Origin of the sequence: Arcobacter sp. CECT 8989 (assembly GCF_004116715.1) — a bacterium.
Lineage (GTDB): Bacteria > Campylobacterota > Campylobacteria > Campylobacterales > Arcobacteraceae > Halarcobacter.
In genome coordinates this window covers 1-16,076 of record NZ_PDKE01000009.1, presented here as the reverse complement: position 1 = coordinate 16,076, position 16,076 = coordinate 1, and the positions used below count along the sequence as shown (strand labels likewise).

The window sequence follows — 16,076 nt, the reverse complement described above, 5'->3', positions numbered from 1 at the left end:
ATTATTTTTAGTCTTCTACTCTAACACCATCATTGTCAAAATTCCTTGAAAGAACTTTGAAATGAGGGAACCTTTTTTTAAGTTCTGACTCAATTCTTTGACAATCTTCTCTTAGACACATTGAGAAAAGTGTTGAACCTGAACCTGATAAAGTACTCATTAAAGCACCGTGTTTAAGTGCAGTTTTTTGTACATCAAATAGTTCTGGCATTTGCTTCATTCTATACTTTTGATGAACTTTATCTAATGATGCAGTTCTTAACATATCCCAATTTTCAGTCATAAAAGCAGCTGTTAATAAAGATGAATGAGAGATATTAAAAATAGTATCTTCTTTAGAATATTTAAAAGGTAATGCTTTTCTAGCAAGCTGTGTTGAAATTGGTCTATTTGGAATTACAACAATAGCTTTTAAAGATTTTGGTAAAGTTTTTCTTATAAACTTTACTTCATTATCTTGAACTGTTGCAACATTAAATCCACCCATTACAGCTGGTGTAATATTATCTGGATGGTTTTCATATGCCAATGCAAGGTTTAAAAGTTTTTGTTTATCAAGTTTAATACCCTCTATTGCATAAGCACTTGCAATTGCTGAAACAATTACAGCTGATGAACTTCCTAAACCTCTTGATAATGGAACTTCATTTGTAAATTCAAATCTAAAATGTCTTTTTTTTCTAGATAAGTTGTGATAAAAATCATTAAAGATAGCAATAAACATATTGTTATCTTTTAATACAGGGTTATTTGACCCTTCACCTCTTAATGACACACTGTGAAATTTTGAAGGTCTAATTGTTACTTGGTTGTGTAACGAAATTGCTAATCCTAGAGTATCAAACCCTGGTCCTAAATTAGCACTTGTTGCTGGAACACTAATTCTCAATCTATTTCCTTTTATACGGCAGGTAAATTATATATTGGCAAAGTCTCTTCACTAAAATCTATTTGTTTTAGTTGCTTTGGCAATTTAAAGTCTGCAATTTTAGTATCTTTATCTAAAAAGTCTACTTTAATGCCTTCATCTGAATTTATGAAGTATTTTTTACCCAATGCTTTGATGGGACTATTATTATTAAACTCAAAGCCACTACAAGCCATCAGTTCTATATTCTTTGTAATTGCTAATGTTTTTAAAAATACATATGCAACTTTTATAGCCATATAAGAACCAGGTGTATTAACATAGCTTATTCTGCTTATTTCATATTCATTGATTATTTTTTCAAAAGTTACAGGTAAAACATCAGAAGTCATACCTTCTATTTCTAGCTCTTTTATTAACTCTTTGTTTTTATAAATTCCTAATAAAAGAGGATTTGAGATACTAATAACTAAAACTTCTATCAAGCTTGAACCTTAGAGTATGCCATTTCAAATACTTGAGCTTCTTCATTTGCTTCTTCTAAATCAATAATCTCATAGTTTTCTTCACTTTCATATACTTTTTTAGTAAGTAAATGATTTAAATAGTGGCTTCCTGCATGGGCATCATATTCACCAACTAAAGTGTATCCAAGTAGAGCCATATCACCAATTGCATCTAAAATTTTATGTCTTACAAACTCATCGTTATATCTTAGACCTTCTGGGTTAAGAACTTTTGATTGGTCAAGTACAATTGCATTTTCCAAACTTCCACCTTGAGCTAAACCTTGACTTCTTAGATATTGAACCTCATGTAAAAATCCAAAAGTTCTTGCTCTACTGATATTCTCTTTATACTCTTCAATTGAATAATCAAATCTAAAATCTTGCTCTCCAATAACTGGATGGTCAAAATCAATTGAGAAATCATAGATAATATGATTAGATGGTTTTAAAGCAACTCTTTTCCCATCTTCTGTTGTAACTTCTACATCTTTTTTTATCTTGATTGCTTTTTTAGAAGCTGATAATTCTTTGATTCCAGCTTCTTCAATAAGCATACAATAACCAGATGAACTTCCATCAAGAACAGGAACCTCATCGTTATCAATAATAACTCTTAGATTATCAATACCATAGGCATATACAGCAGATAAAAGATGTTCAATAGTAGAAATAACAATTCCATCTTTTCCAATAACTGTTGCCATTTTTGTGTCTACTACATTTTCTATTTTAAGAGGAATTGTAATCCCTTCATCTTCTCTATAGAAAATTATTCCCATATCAGAATCTAAAGGCTCTAGTTTCATCTTTACAGGAACTCCCTTATGAAGTCCTATTCCAACAATTTCTACACTATTTGCTATTGTTCGTTGTTTCATTTTTCACTACTTTTAATTGCATAGTCTGCTTCGTGAAGGATATTTGAGATTCTAGTTTTTATCCAATTTCTATCCATCCACTCTAAAGGATTTACTTCAATTCCTTGAACTAAAACACCAAAGTGTAAGTGATCTCCAAATACAGCACCACTACTTCCTGTTGTTGCAATCTTATCTCCTGCTTTTACATTTTCAGTATCTTGCACAAAAGATTTACTTGTGTGAGCATATAAAGATTGTACTCCAAACCCATGGTCAATAACTAAAGTATTTCCATAAATCCCTAAATAATCATTAAATATAACTCTACCATCATTTGATACATTAATTGTAGCATGTTTTATACTTGCCCAATCCATACCTAAGTGCCAAGCTTCATCAATCTTATCACCCTCATAATAATAGTGTCTTCTCTCAGCAAAACCTGCAAAAGTTTTAGAACCACTAAGTCTTTTAAATGGTTTTAAATCAAACGTTGAAACCATTTCTTTTGACATATTTTCTAAACTTGCTTTTCTTATAGTTGCAACATTTGAAACTCTTAAGTCTCTATTTTGTTTAACAAAAATATCAATGTCATTTGTTGGTACTTCAAAATCACTTCTTTGTAATACTGGAATTGATTTTCTTTCTATAAAGTTTTTACTAATTTTTATTTTGTCATTTTTGATTTTTAAATCTTTGATATATAAAGGAACTTTTGAAATAGTTTTATTATTTGCTTTATCAACTGCTACAAGATTTACCCTTGAAAACTCTTCTTCCCAAACAGGCCAAGCAATAATTGCTACATAAAAATTCTCTTTTTTATATGGGATTAATTCAAATCTATATTCATTGTTAAATGTAATATATTTATCACTTAGGTTTTCATCTTTTACTTCAACAACAACAGCAGCACTTCCACCTTGTCTTATATTGTATGAGTTTGTAATTACATTTGCAACTGGTCTTTTTCTATCAACATCTAAAATAAACTCTTTTGAAACAGTATTTCCTTGAAATAAATTCCAATTACTTCTATCTGTTGCTTCTACAATTATCTTTATACTTTTAGCGTTTGGATTTAATCTAATATCTCCCAAATTAAACGTAACATTTGTTTGTTTTGAAGATATCTTTTGACTATTTATTACTACTGGTCCATTATTTCCAACATAATAAGCACTATACTCTTTGATTCCACTCTCATCAGATAAAGAGATTGTTAACTTATCTTTTCCATTCCAAAATAGATTACTCTCTGTTGTAATCTCTGGAGCTTTTTTCTCAAACTGTGGAGATAAAAATACAAATACAGCCCCTGCTGCAACTACTGCTAAAACTAAAAAGATAACAATTTTTCCAAAACTATTTTTTTGTCGTCTCAAAAACTTCCTTTAAAACTTTTTTTCTGGCTTTTTCTATATCTGTTGTATCTAAACTACAACCTGCTGCATTGAAATGGCCGCCACCGCCAAACTTTCCTGCAACTTCTGACACATCTATTTTCCCTTTTGATCTTAAAGAGATTCTTGCTACGCCATTTACTTCTCTTACAAAAAATGCAACTTTTACAATATGCATACTCATAATCATATCAAGGGCATCTTCGCAATCTCTATTATGAGCTCCCGTTTCTTTAAACCACTTTGTCTTTGCATAAATAGAAGCAACACTTCCTTCTTTATAAAGTTCTAAACTTTCTAAAACCTTTGGAATAATTCTATATTTTGCTAAAGAATCACGCCTAAGAAGTTTATTCGCTATCTCAGAAGGACTTGCCCCAAATTTAACAAGGTGATTTACCTTATCAAAGGTTAACTCATCACATCTTCCTAAAGAAAAAGATAATGAGTCATCATAAATACCTACATAAAGTGCTGTTGCACTTGCTTTTGTAATATAAAGACCATTATGCTTGAAAAAATCATAAACAATCTCAGCTGTTGAACTTTTCATTGGGTCAACAATATTTATTTTTCCAAAATTGTTATTTGATTGGTGATGATCAAAATTTATAATTGGAATATCTTTTGGAACATCAAACCCAAGTCTTGCATATGTTCCACAATCACAAGAGATAACCAAATCATAAAACTTTGGAAGTTGGTCTGTAATTTTTTCAAACCTTGGAATAAAATCTAAATTTTGAGGAAGGTCAGAACTAACATTATATACTTTATGTTTAATTCTATTTTCCTGTAAAAAGTTTGACAGCGCTAAAGCTGAACCAATTGAATCTGGGTCTGGATTCACGTGAGTAACTATTAATATATATCTACTCTTTTCAATAAGTTCCAATGCTTTTGCATAATCTGTCATATTGATTTTATTGCTAAGGATAAAGTCTTTTTTCATGTTTTCCACTATACTCTAGAACTGTTAACAAATAGTAAATTAGTCAAATTTCATTGAGAAATCAAGCCAAGTTGCTTGGTGAATAATACTTCCTGAACTTAAAGCATCAACTCCTGTTAAAGCATAATCCCTAACAGTATCAAGATTAATATTTCCACTTGCTTCTAATAAAACATGAGGATGTTCTTCATCTCTAAACTTAACTACTTCTTTTATTTGCTCAGGTTCCATATTATCACACATAATAATATCAGCTCCTGCTTCCATTGCAGTTTTAACTTGCTCAAAAGTTTCACACTCAATCTCAATTTTTGTAACCCAAGAGATTCTTTTTCTTGCTTTTTTAATAAACTCTTCAAGATTTGGAATTGTTTTCATATGGGTATCTTTAATCATAAGACAATCATCAAGTCCAAGTCTATGATTTATAGCTCCACCAATTCTACTTGCATACTTTTCAAAGTCTCTAAGTTGTGGTCTAGTTTTTCTAGTATCTAATAAAGCTACTTCTAAATCCTCAATCTTACTTGCAAACTTATTTGCCATAGTTGCAATTCCTGATGCATGTTGAAGCATATTTAAAAAAGTTCGCTCACTTGATAAAAGAATTGAAGCTTTACCTTCAAGTTTTGCTATTACGTCACCTTTTTTTAGAACATCACCGTCATGCTTTAAAAATTTACAATCAAACTTTTCAGTTTTTGCTAATGCTTTTGCATAAAGCTCACCTGCTAAAATTCCATCATCTTTTGCAATTGCTTTTGCAGTAAACTTACCCTTAGGAGCTACATCAAAGAATAAGTCTCCTCTTCCATTATCTTCTATAATGGCATTTTTAACAAACTTCTTAATATTTATCATACTTCAAGCATCCTCTCTAAAGCAACTCTTGCCCATTTAATTGTTTCATCATTTACTTTAATTAGTGTCTCTTCACTAATATTATTATCTTTTATAGATTTCAGTGTTCTATAAACATCTTCTAATGTTGTTTCATTCATTGTTGGACACTCTGGTTTTGTAGAACTTAAGATATAAGTATTTTTTTCTCTTAACCTATTAACCATATTAAACTCAGTTCCTACAACAACTTTTTGTTCAAGAGGTAAATCTTTTATATACTGAATCAGTTGAGAAGTAGAACCTACAAAATCAGCTGCATCACAAACACTTGGGTCACATTCAGGGTGCACAGCAACTAAAATGTCTTCATACTTTTCTCTATAAAACTCTACATCATCAACAGTAAATAACTGATGCACAGAACAAAAACCGTTATAACAAATAATATCTGCTTGCTTTAAATCACTTCCATCACCAACAACTGCTGATTTTAGATTCATCTGTTTTGCAAAGTTTTGTCCAAGGCATCTATCTGGTACAAAGAATATTTTCTTTCCAGATTCTAAACCTTTTTCAATAATTTTATAAGCATTTGAAGAAGTACAAACCATACCTCCCATTTCACCAACTTTTGCTTTTACTGCGGCACTTGAATTGATATAAGTGATTGGTAGAATATCTTCATTTGGTATTCCTGCTTCATTGATTTGCTTTAGGTTTTGCTCGTAATAACCTTCATCAATCATTCTTGCCATTGCACAACAGGCAATCTTTGGCATTAATACTGTTTTTTCAGGAGATAAAACTTTTACACTCTCTCCCATAAAACCTACACCACAAAATACTACATATTTTGAGTCAGTTTGCTTTGCTTTTCTTGCTAGTTCTAAAGAGTCCCCTGTAATATCAGCTAATTCAAAAACTTCATCTCTTTGATAAAAGTGCGCAACTAAAGTTACATCTAACTCTTCTTTTAGTTTTAAGATTTCTTCTTTTAAATCCATTTTTAAGTTCAACTTTTGCCTTTTATTTTATCTATATATATCACTAAATAATTTAATGGGAATATATCAAAATTTTTGTTATAACTTATTAAAGCAAAAATGATTAAACAAACTTTAGGTATAATTCAGCTTCAAATTTAATTTCAAGGTTTTAAATGGATTTTCTATTTAATTTTAATATTCTATTTTATATAGTAGCTTTTCTAGCTGGTTCTATTCCTTTTGGACTTCTTCTTGCAAAAGTTTTTGCAGATGTAAATATCAAAGAACATGGTAGTAAATCAATTGGTGCAACTAATGTATTAAGAGTAGTAAAAGAAACAAATCCTTCTTTAGCAAAAAAGCTAAGTGTGGCAACTGTTATTTTAGATGCATTAAAAGGAACAATTGTTCTTTTAATAGCAATGATGCTTGATGCAAGTGCTTCTACGCTTTGGGCTATTGCTGTATTAGCAATCTTAGGTCACTGTTATTCTATTTTCTTAGGATTAGAAGGTGGAAAAGGTGTTGCAACAGGACTTGGTGTATTTTTAGTTCTTATTCCAATACCTACACTTATTGGTGCAGCTGTTTGGATTTTTTGTGCAAAAGTTTTAAAAGTATCATCTTTATCTTCATTATTAGGTCTTACAGCTGTTGTAATAGCTGCACTATTTTTAAATAATGGATTAGAAGTTGGAAGTAATGCACCTATGTATTTAATTGCATTTATTATCTACTACAAACATATTCCAAATATAATAAGACTAATCAAGGGAGAAGAAAAAAGAGTAGTTTAATCTACTTCTTCTCTTCTTTATTCTTAAATTCACTTAAGGTTACAAAACGGTTACACCATGAAAATATCAATAGAAAAGCTAACATTTAAATGCATAATTGGAATACTTGATTTTGAAAGAATCAAAAAACAAAGAGTTATTATTGATATCTTTTTTGAATATGATTTTTTAGATAAAGGTAGCTTTATTGATTACTCAAAGGTTGCAGCAAAAGTAGAAAAAACTATGAAAGAAAAAAAGTTCGAACTACTAGAAGATGCTATAGCTACGATAGAAAAGCAACTAAAAAAGAAATACCCTATAAAAAACTTAAAAATAAAAATCTCTAAACCAGATATTTTAAAAAACTGCATTGTCTCACTAGAAAATTAAATACAATTTTACAAGATGTATAAGAAATATTTTTCAAAAAAAATATAATTTTTATATGTATTTGAATATATGCTTAAATTTACCACCAAAAGGTCAATAAAAGATCAATTTAAGAAAACTTTTATTTTTTGTGCAGTAGAATTTGTGCAACGGTCATCCGGAAAGGTCTACTTGTAGATTGTTCGCGCATCCGGTTAACTGCAATTATTTGTAAACTTAGGAGACAAAATGAAAAAATTCGCAAAAATGAGTTTAGTAGCTGCATTAGCTGTAGCTGGAACTGCTGCATCTGCACAACCTTTAGCAGAAGCTATTAAAAATGTAGACGTATCTGGTACAGTTGTATATAGATATGATGATAGAGCTTTTGAAGACAATGCAAGAGACGATGCTAACAATGATTCTTCAGATAGAGATCTTTCAAACAATAAGTATAAAATTGCATTAACTGCTAAATCTAAAGTTAATGATGATGTAACTGCAGTAACTAGATTTATTGTTGGTTCACAAACTAATGGTAATATGGTAGGATTAGACTACACTACAGGTGGAGATGGACAAGCTGATATCTCTTTATCAAATGTTTATTTCTCTTACACTGGTATTGCAAACACTACTGTTAATGTAGGTAAACAAGGTTTAACTACTCCATGGACTGTAGCTGTTGATTCTGATGGTAATGAGCAAACTGGTACTGGTATCTTAGCATTAACTAATGTTGGTCCTGTTACTTTAGCTGGTGCTTACTTCAACCAAACTAACCTAAATACATCTTCTGATGCAAAAGTTTCTGGTAGTGAAACTTTAATTGGTGCAAATGCTGATGCAACTAAAGCAACAGAAGTTGTTGAAGGTGACCAAAATGTTATTACTGTAGGTGCAATGGCTAACATTGGTCCTGTTGCATTAGACGCATGGTACTTAGATATGCAAGATTCTTTTGACACTTATACATTAGGTGCAATGGCTAAGTTTGACTTAGATGCAGTTAAATTATCAATTGGTGCAAGACACACTGAGTTAGATCTTGACAAAAACTTTGCAACTAACTTTGCTCAAGGTGCTGGACTTGCACTTGCTGCAGCAAGAGATACTGCAAAAGAATTTGCTCAAGAAGATCACTCATTAACAAAAATTATGTTAGGTCTTAAAGCTGGAATTTTCTCTGCAAACGTTAACTATGGTTGGACTGATAAAGAAGGTGGTTTAGCAGCTTTAGATAACGATGCTAAAACTGGTATGCAAGGTTACACTGTTCAATTAAACGGTGTTGCAGATGCTGAGTACTTACAAGTTAAAGTTGGAGCTCAAGTATTACCATCTTTAAACCTTTCTGTTAATTACCACCAATTAGATAAAGATAAAATTTCTAGCAATGGGAATACATTAAGAGAAGATGCAACTGATACAGAACTTTACTTACAAGCTTCTTACCAAATGTCTAAAAACTTTGGTGGATACATCAGACTTGGTCAAGCAGACTTTGAAAATGATTACACTGATGAAAATGGAAAAGTTAAAGATAACGATGGAACAATCGGAAGATTACAAGTACAATACTCTTTCTAATAGGAAAGTTTAATTTACTTTTTCCTAAAGCTAGAGAGATTTCTCTCTAGCTTTTTTTTTACTTTAAAATTATTATTTATCTTATCTTTGCTATAATATCCTTAATTTAATAAAAGGATATAAATGAAACTTCTATCTAGCATTGCATTAACTTCTATTTTAACTGCAACTATTGCAACAGCTCAAACAACAATGTGTTTTAAAGAAAACCATAAATCAATGATGACTATTGAAACTACTGCTTTAAGTGGTGGAGAATGTCAAAACCAAAAATCTGTACAAGATATGAAAAATGAGGGTTGGTCTGTTGCAGATATAAATATTGATAAAACTAAAAACGGTGCAAACTACATTTATATATTTAAAAAAGAGGAAGTAAACTTATCATCAATTGATGAAAAAGCTTTAGAAGAGAAAATTTTAAATAGACTTGAAGAGAGAAAAAAACAAGAGATAGCTACAAAGAAAAAACAAGCTTATATTAGAAAAAGTAAATCAGGTGAAAAACTTTATAATAACAAATGTATTTCATGTCATGGTAAAAACGGTGAAATTAAAGCAAAAGGTGTATCAAGAGCTATTAATAGTTTAAATCTTCAAGACTTTAGTCTTTCGATTAGAGGTTATAATTTAGGTGATTATGATAGAGGAATGGCTTTTGTTATGAAACCATATGCTACATTAATGAATGACAATGATGTTAAAAATGTATATGTTTACTTAAGAAGTCTAAAAGAAAAGAAAGAAAAAACTACAGAGGAAAATAAATAATTACATGGATAATTATGAATACTCTGAATTACTAAAGCTTCTTAATACTAAATTAGAAAATATTAAAAATATTCTAAAACCAGAAGAGTTAGAAGAAAGAATTAAAGAGATTGAAAAACTTGAAGCAGACCAAAATTTTTGGTCTGATGTAGAAAAAGCAACAAAAATTGGTATTGAAAAAAATAGAATCCTTAGTAACTTAAGTAAATTCAATAAAGCAAATGATGCTTTAAGTGGAAGTAATGAACTATTTGAATTAGCAAATGAAGAGAGTGATGAAGATACTTTTGAGCTTCTTTTTGAAGAAGCAAAAGAGCTTGAAGAGTTAGTAAAGTCTACTGAAATTGCTGTAATGTTAAGCTCACCTGATGACTCTTCCAATGCAATTGTTTCTATTCACCCTGGTGCAGGGGGTACTGAGTCTCAAGATTGGGCAAGTATGCTTTATAGGATGTATTTAAGATGGGCAGAGAGACAAAACTTTAAAATAGAACTCCTTGATTATCAAGATGGTGAAGAAGCTGGTATAAAAGACGTTTCTTTTATAATCAAAGGTGAAAATGCCTATGGCTATTTAAAAGCTGAAAATGGTATTCATAGACTTGTTAGAATTTCTCCTTTTGACTCTAATGCAAAAAGACATACCTCTTTTGCTTCTGTTATGGTAAGTCCAGAGATTGATGATAATATTGATATTGAAATTGAAGATAAAGATATAAGAATAGACACATATAGAGCAAGTGGAGCTGGTGGACAACATGTTAATAAAACAGAAAGTGCCATTAGAATAACTCATATAGAATCAGGTATTGTAGTTCAATGTCAAAATGATAGATCTCAACACAAAAATAAAGCAAGCGCTATGAAAATGCTTAAATCAAGACTTTATGAACTTGAACTAGAAAAACAACAAGCAGAAAAAAATGGTATTGAAAAAAGTGAAATTGGGTGGGGACATCAAATTAGATCATACGTTTTACAACCATACCAGCAAGTAAAAGACACAAGAAGTAATATAGGCTATTCAAATGTTGATGCAATTCTTGATGGAGACATAACAAAAATTATTGAAGATGTCTTAATATCTCAAAAAAGTTAACAAACTGTTAACTGTATATTATTTTTACAACTTTTTAACACTTATTTAATAACTTTTATGTATAATTAAGGCTAATTTCACACAAAAGGGACAAAAATGAAAAAATTCGCAAAAATGAGTTTAGTAGCTGCAATTGCAGTTGCAGGAACTACTGCATCTGCACAACCTTTAGCAGAAGCTATTAAAAACGTAGACGTATCTGGTACAGTTGCATACAGATATAATGATTATGAGGAAAACTGGAATGCAGATAATAATAAATTTGAGAGTTCAAATTCAAATAATTATAAAATTGCTCTTAACTTAAAATCAAAAGTTAATGAAGATGTTACTGCAAATACTAGATTTATTATTGGTACTGAAGGAGCAAGTCCTGCATCTTTAAATACTCATACTAATGGAGATCAACAAGTTGACGTAAATCTATCAGAAGTTAACTTCACTTATACTGGAATTTCTAATACTGCAATTACAGTTGGTAAGCAAGGTTTAGCTACTCCATTTACTTTACATAGAGATGCAATGGGTAATGAGCAAACAGGTACTGGTATCTTAGCTCAAACTAATTTTGGACCTCTTACATTAGCAGGTGCTTACTTTAATCAAACAAACCTAGGGGTTGAAGTTGGTGAATTAAGTACAGATCTTGACTTAGATAACAATAAAGTATCTGATATTTCAGGTGATGAAAATGTTGTTACTGCTGGGGCTATTTTAAACATTGCTGGTATCACTGCTGATGCATGGTACATTGATGTTCAAGATATTTTAGATGCATACACTATTGGATTAGCTGCATCTTATGATGTTGCTGATGTAAAATTAGCTCCATATGCTAGATATACTGCATTAGAACTTAACGGAACAAGTGAAGACAACAAACTTTGGAAGCTTGGTATGAGAGCGCAAATGGGGATCTTTGGAGCTCACATTGGATATGGTGAAACAGATGAGGAAGGTGGTCTTTCTGCTTTAGATTATAGTGCAGCAACTGGTTATGATGAGCACTGGAGAGTTACTTTAACAGGTATTTCTGACGCTTCTGTATTATACGCTTCTGTAAATGCACAAGTTACACCTAAAATTAACTTATCAGTTAACTACTCTGATTTAGATGCTGATTCAGAATCAAACTCAACTGATCAAAATGAAATTTATGGTCAAGTTAAGTATGATATGAGTAAAAACTTCTATACATTTGTAAGACTTGGTCTATTTGAAAAAGATGATGTAAATGCTGCAAATGATGACATCGATTCAACAATCGGTAGAGTTCACGTACAATACTCTTTCTAAAACTCTAGAAACTTTATAGTACAAATAAAAAAGGCTTTGGATTAAACCAAAGCCTTTTTTTATGTCAAATTTGTAAACTTAAGAGACTTATATTTTATCCACTCTCTACAAATAATATACTATTTAATTGTATAAAAACTACTCTTTATTACAAATTGTCTTATAAATACAATATTGACAAATTTGATTATTATCACACTTCTCAAAGTTTACACTAGTTGTTTTAAACTCTGTAAAAATATTTTTTAGCAATTTTAACTTCTCATTTAATACTACTTCTTCAAGAAGTTTCATATTATGTAAATCATAATAAAAAGTATTAATACTATTACTATTATATAAACTTTCAACACCTAAAAAATAAAACTCTAACTGAAAATCCACTGCTTTTTCATAAGTTCTTTTTGTGCTAACTTTTAAATTTGATGATGTCTTATAGTCTAACACAAAATATTCATCATTTAAAATATCAATTCTATCAATCTTACCTTGAAGCTTTACTCCCTCAAATTCACAAAAAAAAGCTTTTTCTAACTCTAAAACTTTATATCCCTGTTCAAATCTTTTTTCTTCTAAAGATACAAACTCTTTTAACTTTTTCTTCCAAATCTCTAAATCAAGATTTAAAAATGGATTCTCACTTCTATTTTTATTAAATATTTCAAGTAATACATCATAACCTCTCATATCTTGCTTATAATACTTTTCTAAAGTATTATGAATGATATTACCTAATTCATAGCCTTTTGGCTTTATAGATATATCATGCTCTTTTATTTTAAGTATATGATTTAAATAGTATTTTCTTTTACACTCTAAAAACTCTTTTAAAGAGCTTGCACTCCAAACTAACTTTGATAAATCTATATCAAGAACTATATCTTCAGCAAAATGTTTTAAACTATTTTGAGAATAAAGAATATGCTTATATTCATTGTCATAAAGCTTTTCATCTATTTTTATATCAAATAACTTATTTGCAAATCTTGATATTTGGTCAGAGTCATTTTTTACATATGAAATAGCTACATTATTAGAGTTTGATATCAATCTTTTATAATAATATTTCTGTAAATCTTCTCTATCACTTGAAGTTGGAAGATTAACTTTTTGTTTTAAAGCTGTTGATAAAAACTTATCTTTCAAACTTCTTTTAGGAATTAAAGACTCATTGAAATCACAAATAATAACTGCTTCGAAATTAATAAGTCTACTTTCTAATAATCCCATTACTGTGATTTTTCCAGAATTAATATCATCTAAAGTAATTGAAGAAACTTTCTGAAAAAAGATTTTCATAGCATCTTTTAAAATTATCGGTTCTTCTTGAGAGAAAACAAGTTTTTCATATCTAAAACATACTTCATCAAACTTTTCAAGTAATTCGTTTTCATCTTCAATACTTTTTAGATATTCACATATTTTTAAAAATTTCTCTTTTGTTAGATATGATTTTGAAGCATTTGAAAAAACCTCTTTATAAAAGTTTTCATCAATACTTAAATACTCAATATTCTTAAAAACTTTTATCTCATCATCGAAAAGCGAAGTATTAATTGCATCAAGAGCTTTATATAGTTTTGAATTACTAATATCTATTCCCATAGCATAGTTAAAATAGCCTTCATTATCAAAAAGTCTTAAAAGTCTAGCTAAGCCTTCATCAGGTAAAACAAGAGCTATTTTAGATGGATTTAGACCTTTATTAATAAAGTTTACAATAGAAGCTTTTATAAAAGTAATTTGATTTATTCTTGAAGAAAAGCCTTTTATCTCTATACTATCAAGGTACTCATCTAAAATATGCTCTTCAACTACAGTTTTTGAGCTTAAATTTATAAGATATCTTCTACCCTCTTCTAATTCAAACCCATAATTCATAAATTTCTGAACAGACTTCTTATTATATTCATTATAAACAAACTCTATTTCTAAATCTAATAGTTTAGACACTTCTTTTACAATCTCAAACTCAAATTGAGTAAAATAACCTTCAAAATATATTTTAATGCTTTTATATCTATTTATATAGTCTTTATTTAACTTAAAGTGTAAATGCATATTTATTCTATCTATTGCATTATTCTTTTCTAAGATATTTAAATAGTTTTTGTATATTTGAATAAGTATTTCTAAATGTTCTTCATAATAAGAGTATGTATCAGCAGTAATTATAGATTCTATACTAACATTTTCACTTGATATTTCTAAAAAGAATCTATATATATAATCACTTTGTTTTAAAAAAGCATTAAAACTAGATGAGATACCTAAAGCTGAAAGATTTACATTTTTAGCAGCCTCATTAAGATATAAAAATCTTTGTTCTTCATCTATTATTCTTTTATTTTCAAAAAAAAGTGATTTTTTAAAAAACTCATCTATTGTAGTGATTGTAGGTAAAAGAGTATTAGATAAATTATCTTTATCTAAATACTCTCTTATTGATCTAGAAGTTGGAAATACTAATAGTTTATTGCTCTGTAGCATCAGACTTTATATATATGTATCCCACATCATTTGAGGCTTTAAAGTTTCCAGTAACATTCCAGTTACCCTTTAATGGTAAATCTAAATAAGTAACATATTCACCATTTTCAATTTTAAAATCTTCTGTTTTAAAATCCATTGTATATTTGTGATTTGTTGGTCTAGATATTCTAAAGTTGATATCTAAATCATTCACAATATTTCCTGCTTTATCAGTAACTTTTACAGCAACTTTATTTTTACCTTTAATAAAAGTTTTTTTATGAGCTGAAGTTTTTTCAATAACTCTTTGCCCTTTAAACATATCATCAATTACTAGTCCAAACTCTTTATTTTCATTAAATACAATTTGAAAATTATACTTTGATGAAAATACTCTATTTGAATTAACTACATCATTATAATGCTCATCTAAATCCTGATATGACTTTAAAAATGTCTCATCTTCATGAACGGGAGTATTTACTGCTGAGTAAATAGTCCAAACAATCATTGAAAAAGTGAATGAGAAAATACCTATAAATAAAAAAGGCCAAAGGTTTCTTTTTTTCATAAATTAGTTATCCTATTTTTTTCTTCTAAGAACTGCATAAACATAAAGTAAAAGTCCAACTACAATTAATGAGTACATAAAGACTTTCCATACTGTTCCAGCAACTTTACCTGAACTTCCAATACTACTTTCAAGTTTAATATTTTTTGATTCTGCGATTGTATCTGCAATAGCTGCATAACCATTTAAAATAGCTGCACTTGCTTTTGCAAATGTAGAGTTTTTATCTTTTGATGCTAATAATGGTACAACATAACTATTTAAGATTTCATTTTTATCTACAGTCTCTTTTAAACTTGAAGATACAATTAAATTTACGTGAGTATCTTCCACTGCCATTGTAAGTAAAACATAAGGCTTGTGTAATGCTTGTGTAATTTCAGTCTCATGATCTTTGATATATTTAATTTTATCTTTTGTTGAGATATCTGGATTAAGTCCTAAAGTACTTTTTGCATATACGTATATATTTACACCTAATTTAGAAAATGCTTCGTTACCAATTTCTTCTATTTTTACAATAGCTCTTTGGTCAACTAAACCATCATCACTTAAAACGAATTTGCTTGCATAAAGGTTTGAAGATAAGAAAAGTAGCAGTGAGAGTACTGCTACTTTAATAAAGTTAAACTTTTTCATTAACCTACATAAACTCTTGCAGAGTCAAAGAAAGATAAGTATGCAGATAATGCAGCCGAAGCTAAT

At 29.4% G+C, this 16,076-nt stretch carries 16 protein-coding genes; 6 read left to right on the top strand and 10 right to left on the bottom strand.

The window, feature by feature from the left end:
* Nucleotides 1-7: 7 nt before the first annotated feature.
* The 7 genes from thrB to nadA are packed head-to-tail and all read right to left on the bottom strand — an operon-like array spanning nt 8 to nt 6,442.
* Nucleotides 8-889, bottom strand: coding sequence for a homoserine kinase (thrB, locus tag CRV02_RS09380; protein ID WP_129085256.1), 882 nt, complete (start codon nt 887-889; stop codon nt 8-10).
* A gap of 11 nt (nt 890-900) precedes the next feature.
* Complete coding sequence (locus CRV02_RS09375) at nt 901-1,353, bottom strand: hypothetical protein (protein WP_129090114.1); 453 nt, start codon at nt 1,351-1,353, stop codon at nt 901-903.
* Nucleotides 1,350-2,255, bottom strand: coding sequence for a UDP-3-O-acyl-N-acetylglucosamine deacetylase (lpxC, locus tag CRV02_RS09370; RefSeq protein ID WP_129090113.1), 906 nt, complete (start codon nt 2,253-2,255; stop codon nt 1,350-1,352). The genes CRV02_RS09375 and lpxC overlap by 4 nt, the downstream gene beginning before the upstream one ends.
* Nucleotides 2,252-3,625, bottom strand: coding sequence for a M23 family metallopeptidase (locus CRV02_RS09365; protein ID WP_129090112.1), 1,374 nt, complete (start codon nt 3,623-3,625; stop codon nt 2,252-2,254). The genes lpxC and CRV02_RS09365 overlap by 4 nt, the downstream gene beginning before the upstream one ends.
* Nucleotides 3,606-4,595 carry a bifunctional oligoribonuclease/PAP phosphatase NrnA gene (locus CRV02_RS09360; protein ID WP_129085252.1) on the bottom strand — a complete coding sequence of 330 codons (990 nt, stop codon included), beginning with the start codon at nt 4,593-4,595 and terminating at the stop codon, nt 3,606-3,608. Before CRV02_RS09360 ends, CRV02_RS09365 begins: the two co-directional genes overlap by 20 nt.
* A gap of 39 nt (nt 4,596-4,634) precedes the next feature.
* Nucleotides 4,635-5,456, bottom strand: a complete 822-nt coding sequence (nadC, locus tag CRV02_RS09355) for a carboxylating nicotinate-nucleotide diphosphorylase (RefSeq protein ID WP_129085251.1) — start codon at nt 5,454-5,456, stop codon at nt 4,635-4,637.
* Complete coding sequence (nadA, locus tag CRV02_RS09350) at nt 5,453-6,442, bottom strand: quinolinate synthase NadA (RefSeq protein ID WP_129090205.1); 990 nt, start codon at nt 6,440-6,442, stop codon at nt 5,453-5,455. The genes nadC and nadA overlap by 4 nt, the downstream gene beginning before the upstream one ends.
* A 155-nt stretch (nt 6,443-6,597) precedes the next feature.
* On the opposite strand from nadA, the gene plsY reads away from it, so the two are divergent.
* The 6 genes from plsY (at nt 6,598) to CRV02_RS09320 (ending at nt 12,328) form a co-directional block, all read left to right on the top strand.
* Nucleotides 6,598-7,221, top strand: a complete 624-nt coding sequence (plsY, locus tag CRV02_RS09345; protein WP_129090111.1) for a glycerol-3-phosphate 1-O-acyltransferase PlsY — start codon at nt 6,598-6,600, stop codon at nt 7,219-7,221.
* A 57-nt stretch (nt 7,222-7,278) separates the two neighbouring features.
* The gene (locus tag CRV02_RS09340) at nt 7,279-7,593 is read left to right on the top strand and encodes a dihydroneopterin aldolase (RefSeq protein ID WP_129090110.1); all 315 of its coding nucleotides are present in this window, start codon (nt 7,279-7,281) and stop codon (nt 7,591-7,593) included.
* A 228-nt stretch (nt 7,594-7,821) separates the two neighbouring features.
* The gene (locus tag CRV02_RS09335; RefSeq protein ID WP_129090109.1) at nt 7,822-9,162 is read left to right on the top strand and encodes a major outer membrane protein; all 1,341 of its coding nucleotides are present in this window, start codon (nt 7,822-7,824) and stop codon (nt 9,160-9,162) included.
* 123 nt (nt 9,163-9,285) lie between these two features.
* Nucleotides 9,286-9,933: a cytochrome c gene (locus CRV02_RS09330; protein ID WP_129090108.1), complete on the top strand. Its 648-nt coding sequence runs from the start codon at nt 9,286-9,288 to the stop codon at nt 9,931-9,933.
* Nucleotides 9,934-9,937: 4 nt separating this feature from the next.
* Nucleotides 9,938-11,032: a peptide chain release factor 2 gene (gene prfB / locus CRV02_RS09325; protein WP_129090107.1), complete on the top strand. Its 1,095-nt coding sequence runs from the start codon at nt 9,938-9,940 to the stop codon at nt 11,030-11,032.
* 96 nt (nt 11,033-11,128) lie between these two features.
* Complete coding sequence (locus CRV02_RS09320) at nt 11,129-12,328, top strand: porin (protein WP_129090106.1); 1,200 nt, start codon at nt 11,129-11,131, stop codon at nt 12,326-12,328.
* 138 nt (nt 12,329-12,466) lie between these two features.
* Here the strand turns inward: CRV02_RS09320 and CRV02_RS09315 are convergent, their stop codons facing one another.
* The 3 genes from CRV02_RS09315 to CRV02_RS09305 are packed head-to-tail and all read right to left on the bottom strand — an operon-like array spanning nt 12,467 to nt 16,010.
* Nucleotides 12,467-14,818, bottom strand: coding sequence for a PD-(D/E)XK nuclease family protein (locus tag CRV02_RS09315; protein WP_129090105.1), 2,352 nt, complete (start codon nt 14,816-14,818; stop codon nt 12,467-12,469).
* Complete coding sequence (locus CRV02_RS09310; RefSeq protein ID WP_129090104.1) at nt 14,802-15,371, bottom strand: FixH family protein; 570 nt, start codon at nt 15,369-15,371, stop codon at nt 14,802-14,804. Before CRV02_RS09310 ends, CRV02_RS09315 begins: the two co-directional genes overlap by 17 nt.
* A 12-nt stretch (nt 15,372-15,383) precedes the next feature.
* Nucleotides 15,384-16,010 (bottom strand): hypothetical protein, encoded by a 627-nt coding sequence (locus CRV02_RS09305; protein ID WP_129090103.1) that lies wholly within the window; start codon nt 16,008-16,010, stop codon nt 15,384-15,386.
* Nucleotides 16,011-16,076: the final 66 nt, after the last annotated feature.